The sequence below is a fragment of the Acidovorax sp. LjRoot38 genome, assembly GCF_964252975.1.
Taxonomy (GTDB): domain Bacteria; phylum Pseudomonadota; class Gammaproteobacteria; order Burkholderiales; family Burkholderiaceae_C; genus Acidovorax; species Acidovorax facilis.
Window position 1 is genome coordinate 264,954 of record NZ_CAXUPT020000002.1, and the last position, 19,370, is coordinate 284,323.

Genomic DNA, 19,370 nt, shown 5'->3' on the forward strand with positions numbered 1-19,370 from the left:
CCGATCCCCGGAGGGACTGTTCGGTCCCGGCGATGGATACACTTTGTAAACCTTTCGCCCCACTGATTCACGAACCTGGCCTGCATGCGCGGGCCCTCACCACAGCGGGTGCACCACCCATGCAAAGAGGATCGGAACCCAATACAACCCAGCGGACACAGCAGCTGGTGCTGGCGCTGCTGTGTGGCTTTGCATCCCACGCTGCCGCGCAGGCGGACATTGCCCAGCTGCCGCTGGAACAGCTCATGCAGATGGAGGTCCGGACGGCCAGCCGGTATGCGCAAACCGCCCTGGAAGCGCCCGCCGTGGTGAGCGTGGTGACCGCAGACGACATCCGGCTTTTTGGCTATCGCACGCTGGCGGAAGTGCTGGGCAGCATGCGCGGGCTGTATGTCTCGTACGACCGCTCTTACCACTACCTTGGCACACGCGGCTTTGCCACACCGGGCGACTACAACACCCGGGTGCTGCTGCTGGTCAACGGCGTGCGCTTTAACGACAACCTCTACGACCAGGCCACCATAGGCACGGATTTCCCGCTCGACCTGGACCTGGTGGACCGCGTGGAGTTCGTTCCCGGGCCGGGCTCTGCGGTGTATGGCGCCAATGCGTTCTTTGGCGTGGTCAATGTCATCACGCGCAACGGCCGCCAGCTGGCCGGGCCGCAGATCAGCGTGGAGGCGGGCAGCCAAGGCAGCGCCAAGGCACGCTTCTCGCTGGGCACGGTGGATGCCCAGGGCAGCGACTGGCTCGTCGCGGTGACGCGCTCCAGCAGCCGGGGGGCAGATCAGTACTTTTCGGCGTTTGACGCGCCCGAGACCCACCATGGTGTAGCGCACCGCCTGGATTTCGACCGCAACACGCAGCTGTTTGCCCGCATGCAGCGGGAGGGGCTCACGCTCACCCTGGCCCATGGCGAGCGCACCAAGGGCACGCCCACGGCTTCGTTCTCGCAGGCCTTCAACGACCCACGCTCGCGCTACATCGACACCACCACCCGCCTGGCGGCCGAAACCACGCACCAGATTTCGTCCTCACTGGCGCTCACCGGCCGCGTACACGCCGGGCGCTACCGCTTCGTGGGCGACTATGTGTACGACTACCCACCCCTCACGGTCAACCGCGACGTCGGCACCGGGCAGTGGTGGGGCACCGACTGGCAGTGGGTCAGCACGGCGTTTGCACGCCACAAGCTCGCCTGGGGCATAGACTACCGGCGCGACACCCGCATCCAGCAGCTCAACGTCGATCTGGACCCACCCGCCCAGTACCTGGACACCCGCCGCTCGGGCGATGCGCTGGGCATCTACATGCAGGATGAATTTGCGCTGGCGCCCACACTCACGCTGCACACCGGGCTGCGCTGGGGCAAGCAGTCCGGCAGTGCGGGCAGCTTCCATCCCCGGCTGGGCCTGGTGTATTGGTGGAACCCCTCCACCGCCCTCAAGCTGCTGCACGGCACGGCCTACCGGCCCCCCAATGCCTACGAACGCGACTACCGCGTGGACCTGCCCGGCGGCATCGTCAGCTCGGAGGGGCTTCGGTCGGAAAAGGTGCGCACCACAGAGCTGGCCCTCGAACATGCCCCCACCGGCGCCACCCGCATGCTGCTGACGGCGTTCCGGTCGCAGGTGACCGACCTGATCGCGCTGGGCGATGCGAACGCAGCGGAAAGACTGACCTTCGGCAACACCGGCAGCGTGCGCGTTCACGGGCTGGAAGCCGAGGTGGAACAGCGCTGGCAAGGCGGCTCGCGCCTGCGTGTGGCCTATGGCTGGCAAAAGGCACGCAACACCAGCACCCCCCAGCCGCTGACGAACTCTCCCCGGCACTTGCTCAAGGTCCAGTGGTCGGACACCCTGGCGCTGGGCGCGTGGGGAACGCAAGGCGCTGGCAGGCCGGGCCAATATGCCGTGGAGGCCATCGGCGTGGGCGCGCGTGCAACCCGTTCGGGCGCACGCCTGCCGGGGACCATCGTCACCAATCTCGTCTACACACAACGCTTTGCGGATGTGGACGTGTCGATGGGCGTCTACAACCTGTTCAACCACCGGCATGCAGACCCCGCCTCGTACGAGATCCGCGAAGAATCGATCCGGCAGGATGGACGGACCTACCGGCTCAAGCTCACCTACGCGTTCTGAGCCATGTACCACGCCATCCACCTGGGCAAGATACTGTGGTTCGGCCTGTGTTTGCTGGGCGGGTTGGTCGGCCTGGCGCATGCCACCAACCCCGTGGAAGAACCCGACCTCAAGGCCGCCTATATCTTCAACTTCATCCAGTTCATCGAATGGCCTGACAACGACAGCGCCATGGGCAGCGAACTGACCGTCTGCGTCTCGCCCTTCAGTCCACTCAAGCGCCCCCTGACCGCCCTGGAAGGCAAACAGGCCGCCAAAGGCCGTACCGTGCGGATCAGGCTGCTGGAGATGGCCAGCCTGCGCGACTGCAGGGTGCTCATCCTGCAAAACGCAGACGTGGAGCAGGCATTGCGAGCGCTTCGAACCCTGTCTCAGGGCCATGGCGTGCTGACGGTCTCGGATGAGCTGACCTTCGTCAACCCGGAGATCGTCATCGCTCTCACCCAGCAGGAAGGGCGTATCGTGTTCGGCATCAGCCCCGACGCCGCCGCCAAGGCGGGTCTCACGATCAGCTCCCGACTGCTGCGGCTGGCCAAGGTGTACCGATGAGAACCCAGGCCCCCGAACCCCAGATTGCCATCCCGGCGCCACCGCTGCCGCCCGTGCTGCTGTCGTCCAGGCTGGTGGTAACGGGCATCCTGGCGGCGGGCCTGGCGCTTTTGACGGTGGTGCTGGCACTCACGGGGTTGGACTACTGGAGCACGCGCCAGTCCATGCTGCAGGACAGCCGCGTGGAGGCCGCCATCGTCGCGGACAACATGGCGGCCGCTGTCATGTTCCGAGATGCGCGCACGGCCAACGAGATGCTCGCGGCGCTGAAGTCGTCGCCCATGGTGCTGGGCGCCGGGGTGTACGACGCGCAGGGCCTGCTGCTGGCGCACTACACACGCGGGCCTGGCGACAGCTTCCCCGCCACGCTGGCGGCCGCTGGCATGGGCGGGTTGACCGAGCGTGCGGGGGTGAGCGTGCTGGAGATTGCCCGGCCGGTTGAAACGTCGGGCGTGGCAGAGGGAACCCTGTACTTTCGCAAGTCCATGCGCGCGGTGTACTCGCGCCTGGCCATTCGTTTTGTCAGCGCGTTGCTGATTGCCGGGTGTGTGATGGCCATGGCCGCCGCCATGGTGCTGCGCAGCCAGGCGGCCGTGCGCAACGCCGAGAACCGGCTGCACGCGCTCGCCCATACCGATGCCGTCACGGGCACGGGCAACCGGCACGCCTTCAATGAACGCCTGGCCGCAGCGATCGAAGCCGCCCGGGACCAGGGCACCCGCGTGGCCCTGGTGTACATCGATCTCGACAATTTCAAGACGCTCAACGACACCTTCGGGCATGCGGCCGGGGACGGTTTGCTGCGCCAGGTGGCGCGGCGCCTGCAGTCCGTGGTGCGCAGCACCGATGCGATCTCGCGCCTGGGGGGCGACGAGTTCGCCGTGATCCTGCCGCTGGACATGGACGACGCAGCGCTCAACACCTATGGCCAGCGGATTGTTGGCACCTTCCACCATTCGTTCACCGAAGTCGGCCAGCAGATGACCATGACCTGCAGCGCGGGCATCGCCACCTTTCCGGGTGATGCGGCCGACATGGACGGCCTGGTCAGCAATGCCGATACGGCCATGTACCGCGCCAAGGAAATGGGCAAGAACCGCTGTGTGCGGTTTGACGCGTCGATGAACCAGGCGGTGGTCCGGCGCCAGGCCATCGAGCATGCACTGCGCGCCGCGCTCCAGCAGGGCGAGGGCCTCGCGCTGCACTACCAGCCGCTTTTTGCCGCCACCGACCGCGCGCTGGTGGGCGCCGAGGCGCTGCTGCGCTGGTCGCATGCGGAGCTGGGCAACGTTTCGCCGCTGGAGGCCGTGATGGTGGCCGAGGACTGCGGCCTCATCGTGCCGCTGGGCTACTGGGTGATGCGCACGGCCTGCCGCGATGCCGCCCGGTGGCAGGCGGGCGGGCCGCTCCGGGTGTCGGTCAACATCTCGGCACGGCAGTTGGGCGACCCGCAGTTTCTGGAGCGCGTGATGGACATCCTGCGCGAAGAGGGCCTGCCCGCCCACCTGCTCGAAATCGAACTCACCGAAACCGTGCTGATGGACAACATGGAGGCCGGTGCGCACACCCTTCACCGCCTGAGCCAGCTGGGCATCCACCTGGCCATTGACGACTTTGGCACCGGCTACTCCTCCCTGGCCTACCTGCGGCAGTTGCCGATGCGGCGCCTCAAGATCGACCGCAGCTTTGTCAAGGACCTTCCCGGCCAGGAACACAGCCGCACCATCGTCACCGCCATCGTGGCGCTGGCCCACGGGCTGGGGCTGCAGATCACAGCCGAAGGGGTGGAAACGCCCGAGCAGGCCGACTACCTGGTGCGCCAGGGCTGCGATGTGCTGCAGGGCTACCTGTTTGCGCGGCCCATGCCGGTGGGGGAGTTTCAGGCACAGCTGCAGGAAGGCACTGCGCGCCGGGGAGTGTGAAAAGCGTCAGTGCCCCGGATCACAAAGCCCCGTGGTAACACGGCGCCACTTCGCGCACCTCGACAGTGGCCCATTCGGCGGCCGGGCATTCGCGGGCAATGGCCACAGCCTCCTCGCGCGTGGCGCAGTCGAGCAGGTAAAAGCCACCCACCATTTCTTTCGTCTCGGCAAAGGGTCCATCGACCATGCGGGCCTGGCCTTCGCGCACCTGCAGGCGCACGGCCTGCTCGGTGGAGGCCAGCGATTCGGAGGCACGCAGCAGGCCCCGGGCCTGCAGGCCTTCGCCAAAACGCAGCATGCGCGCGTAGGCCTCCTGGCCCCCCGCCAGCCCCCGCTCGGCCCGTTGGCCGTGGGGTTCCATGATGAGCAGCATGTAGGCCATAAAAAGATCTCCTGACGAAACAGATGGGGAGGGCACGCAGCGAAAGGCGCCATCCTATCAGCAGTATTCACTATTATTTTGATAGCTATCAGCGCTTATCCATCAAGCGCTATCGGCAATTTTCATCAAAATTATTGCGCACCGCAGCAAGCCTGTGCTATCTTTGCCCCCTATGCAACGCAGCATGCTCCTATCCACCCTATCGCTAGGCCTAGTGCCTGGCCGGGGTCTGCCTGCGTTCGCCACCGTTGCCTGATCCGCTCAGCGCAACACCTGATCTCCCCCTGACCCCGGCCCGCGAACCAGCCTTTGCACATGCAAAGGGCTGCAGGGGATGTCATTCGTTTCTAGATTCGTTTGACCTGTGCACCGTGTCTTTCACACCGCACACACCGTTCGTGGAGCCTTTGTCATGATTTCCAAACCCGCCACCAAGTACCAGCCCATTGCCCCGGTCGCGTTGACCGACCGCCAGTGGCCCACTCGCAGCATCACCCACGCGCCCGTGTGGCTGTCCACCGATTTGCGCGACGGCAACCAGGCCTTGTTCGAGCCCATGAACGGCGAGCGCAAAATGAAGCTCTTTGAAGAGCTGGTGCGCATCGGCTTCAAGGAGATCGAGGTCGGTTTTCCGGCAGCATCGCAGACGGACTTCGACTTTGTGCGCCGCCTCATCGACGAGAACCTCATCCCCGATGACGTGACCATCATGGTCATGACCCAGTCGCGCGAAGACCTCATTGCGCGCACCGTGGAGGCCGTGAAAGGAGCCCCCCGCGCCATCGTGCACCTCTACAACGCCACGGCCCCCGCATGGCGGCGCATCGTGTTCGGCATGAACGTGACGCAGGTGATGCAGCTCATCGCGCACCACGTGGGCTACCTCAAGCAGCTTACCGATGCACAGCCCGAAACGCAGTGGACCTTGCAGTATTCACCCGAAACCTTCAGCGCCACCGAGCTCAGCGTTTCCCTCAAGGCCTGCCAGACCGCGATTGCCGCATGGAACGCGGGCCCCGGCCGTCCCATCATCATCAACCTGCCCACCACGGTGGAGAACGCCACGCCCAACGTGTTCGCCGACCAGATCGAGTGGATGGACCGGCACCTCAGCCCGCGCGAGCACATCACGCTCTCGGTGCACCCGCACAACGACCGGGGCACCGGCGTGGCGGCGGCAGAACTCGCGATGATGGCCGGCGCCGACCGCGTGGAAGGCTGCCTCTTCGGCAACGGCGAGCGCTGCGGCAACGTGGACATCGTGACGCTGGCGCTCAACATGTACACGCAGGGCGTGCACCCGAACCTCGACTTCTCGGACATCACCTCGGTCGCGCGCATTGCCGAGGAATGCACCTCGCTGCCCGTGCACCCGCGCCACCCGTACGCTGGCGACCTGGTGTTCACCGCATTCTCGGGCTCGCACCAGGATGCGATCAAAAAGGGCTTTGCCGCGCAGGACCCGAACGCCTTGTGGGAAGTGCCGTACCTGCCCATCGACCCGGCGGACCTCGGCCGCACCTACGACAGCGTGATCCGCGTGAACAGCCAATCGGGCAAGGGCGGCATTGCTTTCCTGCTCGAACGCGAACACGGCGTGGTGATGCCGCGCCGCATGCAGGTCGAATTCAGCGCGGTAGTGCAACGGCAGACGGACGCGAGCGAGGGCGAAATGAGCGGCGAGGCGCTGTGGGACTTGTTCCAGACCACGTACCTGAAAGCGCCTGCGCACGCCACCATCACCTGCCACAGCCACAAGCTGGATGAAGACGGGCAGGGCATCGAGCTGGACGTGACCATCGACGGCACGCGCCAGCATTTGCGCGGCCAGGGCAACGGGCCGATTGCCGCCACGGTGGATGCCCTCGGCCTGCCGCTGCGCGTGGACCACTATGAAGAGCGCGCCACCGGCACGGGCGCTAACGCCCAGGCGCTGGCGATTGTGGAAGCGGCCATGGACGGCGTGGCGGGCTCCACCTTTGGCGCGGGGGCCAGCCACAACATCGTGACGGCGTCGGTACAGGCCATCGTGAGCGTAGCCAACCGGTTGCTGCTGCGGCGCCAGACGGCCAAAATCACTGCGACGGCATGAGCTCCCAAGTGTTGTAAAAAAGATAGCTGCCAACGCTTGATGCACAAGCGTTGGCGGCATTTTTGACCAATATCCCCAAGGCAGGAACGGGGTCAGCGCATGCGCCAGGCTCCATCCGTTACCCTTCGGTCCATGCGCGTTTTTCACAGTCTGGCCTTTGCCGCCTGCACCGCCGCCCTGCTGGCCCTGGGCGGCTGTGGCACCTCACGGCCGCCTTCGACTTCTTCTTCGTCCGCCCCGATCCGCACCACGCCGCCCCTGACCGCCGAGCAGGCACACGACATCGCCATCCACGCACTGGGCCTGGTGGGCACGCCGTACCGTTACGGCGGCAACACGCCCGACTCGGGTTTCGACTGCAGCGGGCTGATTGGTTACGTGTACCGCAACCAGGTCGGCACACCGCCGCCGCGCACGGTGGCGCAGCTCAACAACTGGGGATACCGAATCGACGGTGGCGAGTTGCGCGCCGGAGACCTGGTGGTGTTTGGCACCGGCCGCCAGCCCAACCATGCGGGCATCTATGTGGGGGAAGGGCGTTTTGTGCACGCGCCCTCCACGGGCGGAACGGTGCGGCTGGATCACCTGCAGTCGCGCCATTGGGCGCGGCAGAATGCGGCGTTCCGCAGGCCGTAGAGGCTCCCCCTGAGGGGGACGACGCACTCGCTGCGGGGCGGCCCTTGCTCTGCGTCACTGGCCTGGGCCGCGCCAGTTCCGAGCCGTGTGACCACCTCCTTGACCAGTAGGCAACGGCGGCTCCGCGACAATCGGGGCCACCATGACCCACGCACACCGCTCCGCCAACCCCATTTCCACCCACGACACCACCCGCATTGATGACACGCGCATCAAGGCCGTGCGCCCGCTGATTACGCCTGCGCTGCTGCAGGAGTGGCTGCCCGCACCCGATGCGGCTCAGGCGCTGGTCGAATCGAGCCGCGCCGCCATCTCACGCGTCCTGCACGGGCAGGACGACCGGCTCATCGTGGTGGTGGGGCCCTGCTCCATCCACGACCACGACCAGGCCATGGACTACGCGCGCCAGCTCAAGCAACAGGCGGATGCGCTGCAGGCCGATCTGCTCGTCGTCATGCGCGTGTACTTTGAAAAGCCGCGCACCACGGTGGGTTGGAAGGGCTACATCAACGATCCGCACTTGGATGGAAGTTTTGCCATCAACGAAGGGCTGGAGCTGGCGCGCCAGTTGCTGCTCGATGTGCTGGCCACGGGCCTGCCGGTGGGCACCGAATTTCTGGACCTGCTCTCGCCACAGTTCATCAGCGACCTGGTGAGCTGGGGCGCGATAGGCGCGCGCACCACCGAGAGCCAGAGCCACCGCCAGCTGGCCAGTGGCCTGTCGTGCCCCGTGGGCTTCAAGAACGGCACGGATGGCGGCGTGAAGGTGGCCAGCGACGCCATCCAGGCCGCGCAGGCATCGCACGCGTTCATGGGCATGACCAAGATGGGCCAGGCCGCCATTTTTGAGACGCGCGGCAACCAGGACTGCCATGTGATCCTGCGCGGCGGCAAGCAGCCTAACTACAGCGCTGCCGATGTGGATGCTGCCTGCGCCATGCTCACGGCGGCGGGCCTGCGCGAGCAGGTGATGATCGACGTGAGCCATGCCAACAGCAGCAAGCAGCACCAGCGTCAGATCACGGTGGCGGCAGAAGTGGCCGAGCAGATTGCAGCCGGTGATGCGCGCATCACCGGCCTGATGATCGAAAGCCATCTGAACGAAGGCCGACAGGACATCGTGCCCGGCCAGCCGCTGCAACACGGTGTGTCGGTGACTGACGCCTGCATCAGCCTGGCGCAGACCGTGCCGGTGCTTGAAAGGTTGGCGGCCGCCGTGCGGGCGCGGCGCTCGCGGGCGTAATCCCACCGCAGAACGGGACGGCCCGCCACCTACCGCGCAGCGGCGGGATCGATATTGCGCGCCGTGGCCAGGAGCGTGGCGCACAGGGTTTCCTGGCCGTTCCCGTCCACCGCAAAAACGTCGGACGCGCAGACGGTGAGTAACCGCCCCGCATCCACCACACGCCCGCGCGCGCGCAGGCAAACGCCCCGGGCAGGCGCCACGAGTTTCACGGTCGCGTCCACCGTGGCATTGGTCCACCCCGGCGGCAACACGCTGCCCGCTGCCGCCACCGCCGCAAAGTCGGCCACGGCAAACACAGCCGTGGCCTGTAACTGGCCGGGGCGAAAACTGAAGGCCTCACTCACCGGAATCTCCATCTCGACCCGGCCCGGTTCGGCGTGGACGAAGCGCAGCCCGAGCGTGCGGGCCATGGGCATGGCCAGCACAAAGGCCTGCAATGCGGCGATGGAGGCCGTGGGCAAAGGGGATGGCGAAGACAAAGTCATGGCGTTTTCCTGGAGGTTGGGGTTTGGGAGGGGGACTTGGTGGATGTGCTGGGCCGCACGCGCGGCCAGGCGCGGGGTGTCTCTCGCTTGCGTGTCTGTTGCGCCTGCAGCCACGCCTGGTGGTCGAGCACCACTTGCTTTTGGGCCTGCAACTGGCCGATCTGCTGCTCCAGCGCGGCCACGCGTTCCTGCAGGGCCAGCACCATGTCGTCGATGCCCAGCGTGCCGGCACGGTAGTCGTCAAGCCGCCGGGCAATGTGCGGCAGCGCAAAGCCCAGCTGGCGGGACATGGCGATGAACACCACCTCGCGCTTGATGCTGGCGGGATAGTCCCGGTATCCGTTGGCCCGGCGGTGCGGGCGAATCAGCCCCAGCCGTTCATAGTGGCGCAGGGCGTGGACGGACACAGAGGCCTGGCGGGCAAGTTCGGAGATCTGCATGGCACACAGGCTAGCAAGCCTGATGCTGCGCGAAGGTTGCCTTGGCGACTGTTTCCGCGCTGCCCGTGGACGCTGGGCCGGTTTCCCCTTTGGGGCAAACCCGCATGCTGCGGTGCGTCAACATGGGTCTGTGCGGTGTAGCATTGCTGCTTTATTACAAGTTGTGGCCCCGGCGTTTGCGACTTCCTGCAGCGGCTGGGCCGTCCGGCATGTGCCGCCTTACCGCCCCACTTCCTTGTTGACGCAACTCCGGCCCTCCTACAACCCTCCCCAGGCAGCAAGGCGCCTGGAGGTCGGATGCGTGCCCCTGGGCCTGGCCCCAGCGTAACCACCATGCCGCCTGCGCACGCACCCCAAGAGGCCGCGCGGCTCCACGCACTGCAGTCCTACGCCATCCTGGATACCCCCCCGGAAGACGCGTTTGACCAGTTGGCCACACTGGCCGCGCGCGTCTGCGGCTGCCCCATGGCCGTGGTCAACTTTGTAGACAGCGAGCGCCAGTGGTTCAAGGCAGCTGTGGGCGTGCCTTTCGCGCAGACCGACCGTGCCATTGCCTTTTGCGTCCATGCGCTGGATGGCAACCGCGATGCCGTGGTGGTGCCGGACGCCCGCCAGCACCCCGCATTTGCGGGCAATCCGCTGGTGGTGGGCGAACCCCGTGTTCGTTTTTACGCCTGCGTGCCCCTTGTTACTCCGGAGGGCTTTGCACTGGGAACGCTGGCGGTGCTGGACACCGTGCCCCGCACGCTGGGGGACGAGCAGCTCGACGGTCTGAAGATCCTGGCAGGCCAGGCCATGGTACAGCTGGAGCTGCGCCGCCAGAAGCGCCTGCTGGCCCAGCTGGTGCAAGAGCGCGACCAGATGCATGCGGAGATGCTGGCCCAGAGCGATGCGCTGCGCGTGGCAGGACAGATTGCGCGCATCGGGGGATGGACGGTAGAGCTCCCCAGCCTCCAACTGACCTGGTCACAGGAGATCGCTGCCGCCTACGGGCTCACCCACCGCGTAGGCAGCCTGGCCCAGGTGCTGCAGCTGTACACCCCGCCCTACCGGGTGCACCTGCAAAAGGCCTTTGATGAATGCATGCACCATGGCACCCCCTTCGACGTCGAGGCTGAGGTGGCCATGCCTGGCGGCGGGCGATTCTGGGTGCGCACAGCAGGACAGGCGGCGCGTGATGCCCATGGCCAGATCATCCGCATCCAGGGCGCCTTCCAGGACATCTCGGTCCAGCACCAGGCGCGGCAGGCACGCCGCGAGAGCGAAGAACGCTTTCACCTGGTCTCGCGTGCCACGGCCGATGCTGTGTGGGACTGGAACCTGCACACCGATGCCATGTGGTGGAACGAGGGCATGCAGAACCTGTTCGGCGTGCCGCTGGACGAGCTGCCCCCCGACAGCACCTCCTGGACCCTGCGGCTGCACCCCGACGACAGCCAGGAAATCCTCCACAGCATCCACGCAGCCATTGATGGCACCGACAACCACTGGTCGGCCGAGTACCGCTTTCTTCGGAAGGACGGCACGTATGCCTGGGTGCTGGACCGGGGCTTCCTGATCCGCGACTCCTCCGGCAAGGCCGTGCGCATGGTGGGCGGCATGACCGACATCAGCGTACAGAAGCTGACCGAGCTCGACGCGCAGCGTGATGCGCAGAACCATGCCGAGCTGCTGCATGTGCAGCAGCGCATCTCGTCGCTGGACATGCCCCTGCCCGACGTGCTGCAACTGGTGGCCGACACGGTGCTGCGCCAGACGCTGGCCCGGGGCGCGCTGGTGGAGCTGTTGCAGGGCCACCAGCTGGTGGCGCAGGCCTCGGCAGGCGACCATGTGCGGCCCGTGGGGCACCTGCTGGCCGTGGACCAGAGCCTGCTCTGGCCCGCACTGCGTGAAGGGCGCACCGTGGTGTGCAACGACACCGAGGCCGAGGGCTGGGACATGGCTTCGCTGCCCCACCGCCATGGCGTGCGCTCCGTGATGGCGGTGCCGCTGCGCACGGCGCAGGGGGTGGTGGGCTCGCTCAAGGTGACGTCTGACAAGCCCAACGCGTTCTCGCGGCGCGACGTGGCGCACCTGGAGATCCTTACCGAATCCCTTGGGGCCATGGTGCAGCTGCGGCATGTGGCCGGGCAGCTCAAGGCGTCGGAGCAGCAGTACCGCATGCTGTTCAACGAGCATCCCCATCCCATGTGGGTGTACGACAAGGAAACGCTGCGCCTGCAGGCTGTGAACCAGTCGATGGAAACCCACTACGGCTACACCGAGGCCGAGCTGCTGGCCATGGACATGACCGAACTGTGGCCCGCCGAGCGGCACGCAACCATCCGGGAGGCCCTGCATGCGATTGCGATCGACCAGCGCAACAAGCCAGTGATCAGCCGCCACGTCAAGAAGGACGGCAGCTTCATGGATGTGGAGATCACGGCTGGCAGCATCAGCTTCAATGGCCGCCCGGCACGCCAGGTGCTGGCCACCGACGTGACCGAACGCCTGCGCACCGAGCGCGAACTGGCCCGCATGGGCCGTGCGCAGCGCCTTCTGAGCGCCTGCAACGAAACCCTGGTGCGCGCCACCTCCGAAACCGCGCTGCTGCAGGCCATCTGCCAGATTGCCGTGGACATTGGCGGCTACCGCATGGGCTGGGTGGGGTTTGCGCTGGACGACGAACGCAAGTCCATCCAGCCTGTAGCCCACGCGGGCTACAACCAGAACTACCTCGAAAACCTGCAGCTTTCCTGGTCGGCCGATGACCCCTACGGCCGGGGGCCGGCGGGCATGGCCGTGCGTTCGGGCAAGCCCGTGATCGTGCAGGACATCCGCACCGAAGGCGACTTTGCCGACTGGACCGAGCGCATGCTGGACCACGGCTTCCACGGTGTGATCTGCCTGCCTTTGCAAGACCGTGATCGCAACCGCGACCGTACCTTTGGCCTGCTGTACCTCTACGCGCCGGACATTCTGCAGATCAGCCCTGAAGAGGCCGCCCTGCTGCAGGAACTCTCCAACGACCTGGCCTTTGGCATCACCAGCCTGCGCGCGCACAAGGCGCAGCAGCGGCTGCAGGCCTCGGTGCTCAAGGTGGCGGCGGCCGTGTCGGCCAGCACGGGCACCGAGTTTTTTGTGCAGCTGGTGCGCAACATGGCCGATGCCCTGGGGGCCCAGGGCGGCTGCGTGGTGCGGTTGCTGCCCCATGCGCAAGGGCAACCACCCCGGGTGGTCACGCTGGCGGCGGTGCTGGACGGCCAGATGCTGCCCAACGACGAATACAGTCTCGAGGGCACGCCCAGCCTCATGCTGCTGACGCAGCGCGAGTACGTGGTGGCCGACAAGGTGCAGCAGCGCTATCCGGATGCGCCCGTGCTCCGTTACGTGGGCGCGCAGGCGTACGCAGGACAACAGCTGTGCAATGCCGACGGCGAGGTGGTGGGCATTGTGTTCGTGCTGTTCCGCCAGGCCATTGCGGAGACGGATTTCATCGCCTCCACGCTGCAGATCTTTGCCGCGCGCGCTTCGTCCGAGATCGACCGACAACTGGCCGACGCCCGCATCCGCCACCAGGCCTCGCTGCTGGACAAGGCGCAGGACGCCATCCTGGTGCGTGACCTGGAACACCGCATCATCTTCTGGAACAAAAGCGCCGAGCGCCTGTACGGCTGGTCGCAGCTGCAGGCGCTGGGCCAGTCCATCGAGACCCTGCTTTACGACGACCCCGCCCACTTTCGCCATGCCACCCAGTCGGTGCTGGAGCAAGGCGAGTGGACTGGCGAGATCGTGCAGCGCCACCGCGATGGCAGCACCATCGAGGTCGAGGGCCGCTGGACCCTGGTGCGCGGTGATGACGGCCAGCCGCAATCCATCCTGGCCATCAACACCGACATCCGGCAACGCAAGGCCAGCGAGCGCGAAATCCAGCGCCTGGCGTTCTACGACGCGCTCACCGGCCTGCCCAACCGCATGCTGCTCATGGACCGCATGGCCCATGCGCTGGCCAATGCCCAGCGGCGCCAGCAGGGCGGGGCGCTGCTGTTCATCGACCTCGACAACTTCAAGACCCTGAACGACACCCTGGGCCATGACCAGGGTGACCTGCTGCTGCAGCAGGTGGCGCAGCGCCTGAACACCTGCGTGCGCAGCGTGGACACGGTGGCCCGGCTGGGCGGCGACGAGTTTGTGGTGATGCTGGAAGAGCTGAGCCCCAAATCCCACGAACTGGCCCTGCACGCGCGGGGGGTGGGCGAGAAGATCCTGGCCATGCTGGCCGTGCCCTACGCGCTGGCAGGCTACCAATACCGAAGCACACCGAGCATCGGCATCGCGCCCTTCACCGGCGAGTTGACCAGCGTGGGCGAGCTGCTCAAGCAGGCCGACCTGGCCATGTACCAGGCCAAGACGGCAGGGCGCAACACCTTGCGCTTTTTCGACCCCGACATGCAGGCCGTGGTGACGGCCCGCGCCGGGCTGGAAACCGACCTGCGTGCCGCACTGGCGCAGGAGGAATTTTTGCTGCACTTCCAGCCGCAGATGCACCAGTCGGGCCGCTGTGTGGGCGTAGAGGCCCTGGTGCGCTGGGCCCACCCGCAGCGCGGCATGGTGCCCCCTGCCGTATTCATACCGCTGGCCGAGGAAACCGGGCTCATCCTGCCACTGGGCCGCTGGGTGCTGCACACGGCGTGCAAGCTCCTGGCCACCTGGCAGGCCGACCCGCAGCTGGCCCACCTGACCATGGCGGTGAACGTGAGTTCGCGCCAGTTCCGCCACGCCAGTTTTGTGGACGACGTGGCCCGGGTGCTGGCCATCACCGGGGCACCGGCCCACCTGCTCAAGCTGGAGCTGACCGAAAGCCTGCTGGTGGAAGACATGGAGACCACCATCGCCACCATGGCCGCGCTGCGTTCGCACGGCGTGGGCTTCTCGCTGGACGACTTCGGCACCGGGTATTCGTCGCTGAGCTACTTGAAGCGGATGCCGCTGGACCAGCTCAAGATCGACCAGAGCTTTGTGCGCGACCTGCTGACCGACCCCAACGACGCCGCCATTGTGGACACCATCATCGGCCTATCGCGCAGCCTGGGCCTGGAAGTCATCGCCGAAGGCGTGGAAACCCCCGAGCAACGCGAGCTGCTGGCCCGCGCGGGCTGCCAGCTCTACCAGGGCTACCTCTTCAGCCGCCCCCTGTCTGCGGACCTCCTGGGGGCCTTCCTGCGCCCTGCGGCTGCGTAGACGGCCTGCACGGCCCCGCGTTTTCCCCGATCGCCTTGCCGCAACCGGCCCCGTGCACGGTGGTCGGCTGCGGTTTTCTCCCTGGGATTGTGTCTCGTGCGCCCCCAAACATCGCCCCGTCCAGATGACCACCCCTGCCCTCGGGTGTGCCCCAAGTTGTCCCTCTGTCTTCTTCTTATGTTGTCTATAAATACATAGTCGTAGTAGTAGAAGGCGGCACGGAATGTGGACAACCGCATTTTTCCCAACGGCAGCGCGCACTTGCAGGTGCGCCAACCCTGTGCACCGATCCCTCTTGCCGTTGTCACGGGAACGGGGACAAAACACAGCGGCTGTCTTTTTCTGTGGATAACCACGTGGTTGTGCCAGAACTATCCCCAGTCTTACGCACCGACCCTGGTTCGTCATAAATTTTTGCAAAAAATTGGCTCTAGCGCATTCTGCATAAGCGCTATTAGCTATTTTATTGATAGCAAACATGAATTGCAGGAGCCGTGCAGCAAGTGCCGCTCCACCTCCACCTCAGCAAAGCGGTGCCCAAAAAACGGAGGTCCGCACCCAGGTCTTGTTCATCCCCCCTTTCTGGGGCAGCCCACCAGAACGCGCGTGCGCCGCGGAATGGTATTTCGAAGGGTTCTGGTTATTCTTCTATAGTTCTATATATAAATAGCAGTAGTAGTAGAGCAAGCCACTTTCTGTGGACAAGGCCAATTTGTTCAATGTTGGCGCGGGGTTGCGCAGCTGCAAAGTCTGTGTGGCGGTCTGCACAAAGGGCGGGGCTCGCAGACAACAACTTCGGGCCATCGCCGTTTTGTGTGGATAACTGTCCAGTTGTGCCAGAACTGTTCCCAGTGTTATCCACAACGGGTGCCCGTCGACAATCTTTTCCATCCCACAAAGCACAAAGCCCGGGGTCCGTGGAGGACTCCGGGCTTTGTCAGGCAAGAAGAGAGGGGAACCGCCGCCTACCTCTGAGCCGCCCCCTGCGTCAGGGCGGTCCCAGCAGGGGGATTTACTTCGCGGGTACTGCCTGAGGTTGCTGATGGCGGCCTTCGCCACCCCGCATGCCGTGGTGCCCGTGTCGACCTTCGCCGTCGCCCCTCATGCCTGCCATGCCTCCCATGCGGTGGCCGTGGTGGGCCTGGGCGTCAAAGGTTTTTTGCTGCTCGGGCGTCAGCGCCGCGTAGAAGGCCTTGGTGGCCTCGCCGCGGCGGTCGGCCTCGGCGGCGTGCTGGGCGCGCATGGCCCGCATGCGGTCGATGCGCTCGGGGGTGGTCAGTTTGTCCATGTTCTGGCGGTCCAGACGGGCAGGGCGTTCGCCCGGTTGCATGGCCGCAGTGAACGTTGTCCACGCGGGTTCTTGCGCGGCGGTCAGCTTGAGCTGGCCCTTGAGGGCGGCCAGGCGTTTGGCATGGTGCTCGGCACGTTTTTCTGCACGGTCGCCATGGTGGCGTTCGTGCCGTTCTCCGGCCTTGTAGCGCGGGGCGGCTTCGGTTGTGGGGGCGCCAGCAGCGGGTGGGGTGGCTGGGGCTGGCTGGGCCAGAACAGGCAGGGCCAGCGCGGCCAGAACAGCGGTGGTGGCAAGGCGGTGTTGGAAGCGGAAAGCCATGGTGTGGGTCCTTTTACGGGGGTGGCTCGCTGGAACGACCGTTCCGGCGATTGAGAGTCAGTGTCCGCCCCGCATGTATCGCGGCCGTGCGCGTTGGATGACGCTGTGTAAAGTTGTGCCAAGAAGCTGCAGGCCTGCGCGATCAAGGTTTTTATAAAAATTGGCCGCTAGCGGCTATCCATCAATCGTTAATAGCTATTATATTTATAGCTAATTCAGGCGGCCATCGTTGCTTGTGCGCTCCGGCGGCAGGCTGCGTGCCGACGACCACCGACAATGGCATGTCCCGTGTCGGGTGGGCTTTTTTGCTCACGGGTTCGATCGCTCGATCATCCGTTGGCAATAGCTTCACCGATAGAGAAAGTGCTCTCGCTGAAAGCGCTTCACCACCAACGCTCCCGAACAAAAGGTTATCTGTGTTCAAGAACATGATCGTGTACCGCATTGCCCCGCAATGGCAGGTTGAATTGACGCAAGTAGAAGAAGCCCTGGCAAAGGCGCCCTTCATGGAATGTGGTGCCACCCAGGAAAAGTCCCTGGGATGGGTGCCCCCGCGCGGTGATGCACACGGCCCGCTGGCCGAGTCGGTCGGGGGCCAATGGATCCTGCGCTTCATGGTCGAATCCAAAGTGCTGCCCGGCAGCGTGCTGGCCCGCCGCGTAAAAGAAAAGGCCGAGCGCATCGAGCAGGAAACCGGCCGCAAGCCCGGCAAGAAGGAAAGCAAGGAGCTCAAAGACGAGGCCAAGCTGGACCTGCTACCCATGGCCTTCACCAAGCAGGGCTCGATATGGGTGTGGATCGACACCACCTCGCGCCTGCTGGTGCTTGACACCTCCAGCCAGGGCCGCGCGGACGAAGTGGTCACCCTGCTGATCGAGGCGCTGCCCGGCCTGTCGGTGTCGCTGCTGAACACCCAGACCAGCCCGCAGGCCGCCATGGCCCACTGGCTCAAGGAACAGGAGCCGCCCGTTGGCTTCACGGTGGACCGCGAGTGCGAACTCAAAAGCGCCAACGAGGAAAAAGCCGTGGTGCGCTACGCCCGCCACCCGCTGGATATCGAGGAGGTGCAGGCCCACATCGACGCCGGCAAGCTGCCCACCAAGCTGGCACTGACCTGGGACGACCGCGTGTCCTTCATGCTCACAGAGGGGCTGCAGATCAAAAAAGTGTCGTTCCTGGACGCCGTGTTCGAGGGCACCAAGGCCGATGACGGTGGTTTTGACACCGATGTGGCGATTGCCACCGGCGAGCTGGTCAAGCTGATCCCGGACTTGATCGAGGCGCTGGGCGGAGAGGCGGAGAGTGGCGTGGCCAGTGCGGCAGCTGCGGTGGCTTCAGAGGGGGCCAGCATGCCAGCTCCTTCTGTGGAATCACGCGCCCCCACGAATTCAGCGCCTGCGCGAAAGAGTGGCGCTGGTGGCGTGGTGACGGGCCCTGCGCAAGTCCCGGTGGATACGGATCCGGAGTCGGCGCCGTTTTGAGCGGAGAGTGTGAGAGAGCTGAGAAGGTGCTTTCTCCTGAATGCCGAGGTGTCTGGCCTAACAGATGCCGGTTGTTTTGCCCGTGGTTTGGCCGGCATGCGACACCTACCTACCAATTCTGGTAGTTAATATTTAATTGTCTCGCTATAAAATATTTGGATGAGTATTATTTCTTCAAAAAATCACTCCATTGAAACCTTGAGAGCACTGGCCGTGCTCCTTGTTTTTGCGAATCATCTCCATACCTTGAAGGTTGTTTCTATTCCATATTTTGGAATTGTAGGGGGATGGATTGGGGTACAGATTTTTTTTGTTATCAGCGGATATTTGATTATTCAAAGCGCAATTAGATACTCTGCGATTGAATATATTAAACATCGATTTTTTAGAATATATCCGGCATACCTGTTCTGGTTTGTTTTATTTTCTCTGGTTTTTGGTCATTTTCAATTGGAATCAATGGACTTTGGAAGTCTATTGATTCATTTGTTTTTTCTTCAGCATTTTTTTCCAGAAGCTTATTTAAAATATAATGCCTTGAGCGTGAGCTGGACATTGACCATCGAAGTGGTATGGTATGTGATTGCATTTCTCATCGCCGCCAAGTTTTTTAAAAGCCCAACCAAAATTACAGCGATTTTTGTAGTCGCTGCATGCGTTTGGGTGTTTGGTGGTACCAAATGGCATCCGTTGGTAAAAAGCATGGAAGGAATATATGTGTATTTCTTTATTCAAAATAATGCGATTTCCCAGATGCCATTTTTTCTTTTTGGTGCGTGGATTGCGGTCAAAAATCCAAGGTATGACAAAGCAGCATTGTTAGCCGTATTTGTATCGACCGTGGTTCTTTTTAAATCATGGGAGCCAATATTTCCGTCACCGATATTCCTCACAGGTCTTGGAGTGGCGGCATTATTTCTTATTTTGAAAAATTCTGAGTATGAAAATCCGAAATCGGTGAAATTGATGTCGGATATTTCTTATTCATTCTATTTGATTCACTATCCAGTCATTGTTTTGACAACTTCTGTTGTTCAAAACAAGTACCATCAAATGTTTTTGTCTTTCTTTGCAACGGTTGCAATTTCTTATTTGAGCTATAAGCTGATTGAAAAGCCGTTCATGAACATGGCTAGACAAAAATCATAATTAATTTTGGCGGCT

General features: G+C 63.9%; 13 protein-coding genes. 9 read left to right on the forward strand and 4 right to left on the reverse strand.

All coding sequences use genetic code 11. From position 1 onward, the window contains the following. Positions 1-119 precede the first annotated feature (119 nt). Genes ACSQ22_RS03765 through ACSQ22_RS03775 form a run of 3 tightly spaced genes read left to right on the forward strand, consistent with a single transcriptional unit; the run spans position 120 to position 4,615 of the window. The gene (locus ACSQ22_RS03765; protein ID WP_436129468.1) at positions 120-2,144 is read left to right on the forward strand and encodes a TonB-dependent receptor plug domain-containing protein; all 2,025 of its coding nucleotides are present in this window, start codon (positions 120-122) and stop codon (positions 2,142-2,144) included. Between the two features lie 3 nt (positions 2,145-2,147). Next, positions 2,148-2,693 (forward strand): YfiR family protein, encoded by a 546-nt coding sequence (locus ACSQ22_RS03770; protein ID WP_436129469.1) that lies wholly within the window; start codon positions 2,148-2,150, stop codon positions 2,691-2,693. Next, positions 2,690-4,615, forward strand: a complete 1,926-nt coding sequence (locus ACSQ22_RS03775; protein ID WP_436129470.1) for a putative bifunctional diguanylate cyclase/phosphodiesterase — start codon at positions 2,690-2,692, stop codon at positions 4,613-4,615. Before ACSQ22_RS03770 ends, ACSQ22_RS03775 begins: the two co-directional genes overlap by 4 nt. A gap of 19 nt (positions 4,616-4,634) precedes the next feature. Here ACSQ22_RS03775 and ACSQ22_RS03780 read toward each other — a convergent pair whose 3' ends face one another. After that, the gene (locus tag ACSQ22_RS03780; RefSeq protein ID WP_055393669.1) at positions 4,635-4,997 is read right to left on the reverse strand and encodes a YciI family protein; all 363 of its coding nucleotides are present in this window, start codon (positions 4,995-4,997) and stop codon (positions 4,635-4,637) included. 412 nt (positions 4,998-5,409) lie between these two features. Between ACSQ22_RS03780 and leuA the strand changes: the two genes are divergently transcribed. From leuA to ACSQ22_RS03795, 3 genes are all read left to right on the forward strand, one after another. Next, entirely contained in the window at positions 5,410-7,089 is a 1,680-nt protein-coding gene (gene leuA / locus ACSQ22_RS03785; protein WP_436129471.1) for a 2-isopropylmalate synthase, read from the forward strand. A gap of 132 nt (positions 7,090-7,221) precedes the next feature. Next, positions 7,222-7,725 (forward strand): C40 family peptidase, encoded by a 504-nt coding sequence (locus ACSQ22_RS03790; RefSeq protein WP_436129472.1) that lies wholly within the window; start codon positions 7,222-7,224, stop codon positions 7,723-7,725. Positions 7,726-7,867: 142 nt separating this feature from the next. After that, positions 7,868-8,968, forward strand: a complete 1,101-nt coding sequence (locus ACSQ22_RS03795) for a 3-deoxy-7-phosphoheptulonate synthase (RefSeq protein ID WP_436129473.1) — start codon at positions 7,868-7,870, stop codon at positions 8,966-8,968. A 29-nt stretch (positions 8,969-8,997) separates the two neighbouring features. On the opposite strand, the gene ACSQ22_RS03800 is transcribed toward ACSQ22_RS03795, so the two are convergent. Continuing rightward, entirely contained in the window at positions 8,998-9,456 is a 459-nt protein-coding gene (locus ACSQ22_RS03800) for a PaaI family thioesterase (protein ID WP_176887660.1), read from the reverse strand. Continuing rightward, entirely contained in the window at positions 9,453-9,896 is a 444-nt protein-coding gene (locus ACSQ22_RS03805; protein ID WP_176887661.1) for a MerR family DNA-binding transcriptional regulator, read from the reverse strand. The genes ACSQ22_RS03800 and ACSQ22_RS03805 overlap by 4 nt, the downstream gene beginning before the upstream one ends. A 333-nt stretch (positions 9,897-10,229) precedes the next feature. On the opposite strand from ACSQ22_RS03805, the gene ACSQ22_RS03810 reads away from it, so the two are divergent. Then, positions 10,230-15,116 carry an EAL domain-containing protein gene (locus ACSQ22_RS03810; RefSeq protein ID WP_436129474.1) on the forward strand — a complete coding sequence of 1,629 codons (4,887 nt, stop codon included), beginning with the start codon at positions 10,230-10,232 and terminating at the stop codon, positions 15,114-15,116. A 1,012-nt stretch (positions 15,117-16,128) separates the two neighbouring features. Here ACSQ22_RS03810 and ACSQ22_RS03815 read toward each other — a convergent pair. Beyond that, on the reverse strand, positions 16,129-16,725 hold the full coding sequence (locus tag ACSQ22_RS03815) for a Spy/CpxP family protein refolding chaperone (protein ID WP_436129475.1): 597 nt from the start codon (positions 16,723-16,725) through the stop codon (positions 16,129-16,131). A 416-nt stretch (positions 16,726-17,141) separates the two neighbouring features. Here ACSQ22_RS03815 and ACSQ22_RS03820 point away from each other — a divergent pair, with 416 nt between their 5' ends. After that, on the forward strand, positions 17,142-18,206 hold the full coding sequence (locus tag ACSQ22_RS03820) for a recombination-associated protein RdgC (RefSeq protein WP_436129476.1): 1,065 nt from the start codon (positions 17,142-17,144) through the stop codon (positions 18,204-18,206). 159 nt (positions 18,207-18,365) lie between these two features. After that, on the forward strand, positions 18,366-19,355 hold the full coding sequence (locus ACSQ22_RS03825; protein ID WP_228897054.1) for an acyltransferase family protein: 990 nt from the start codon (positions 18,366-18,368) through the stop codon (positions 19,353-19,355). Positions 19,356-19,370: the final 15 nt, after the last annotated feature.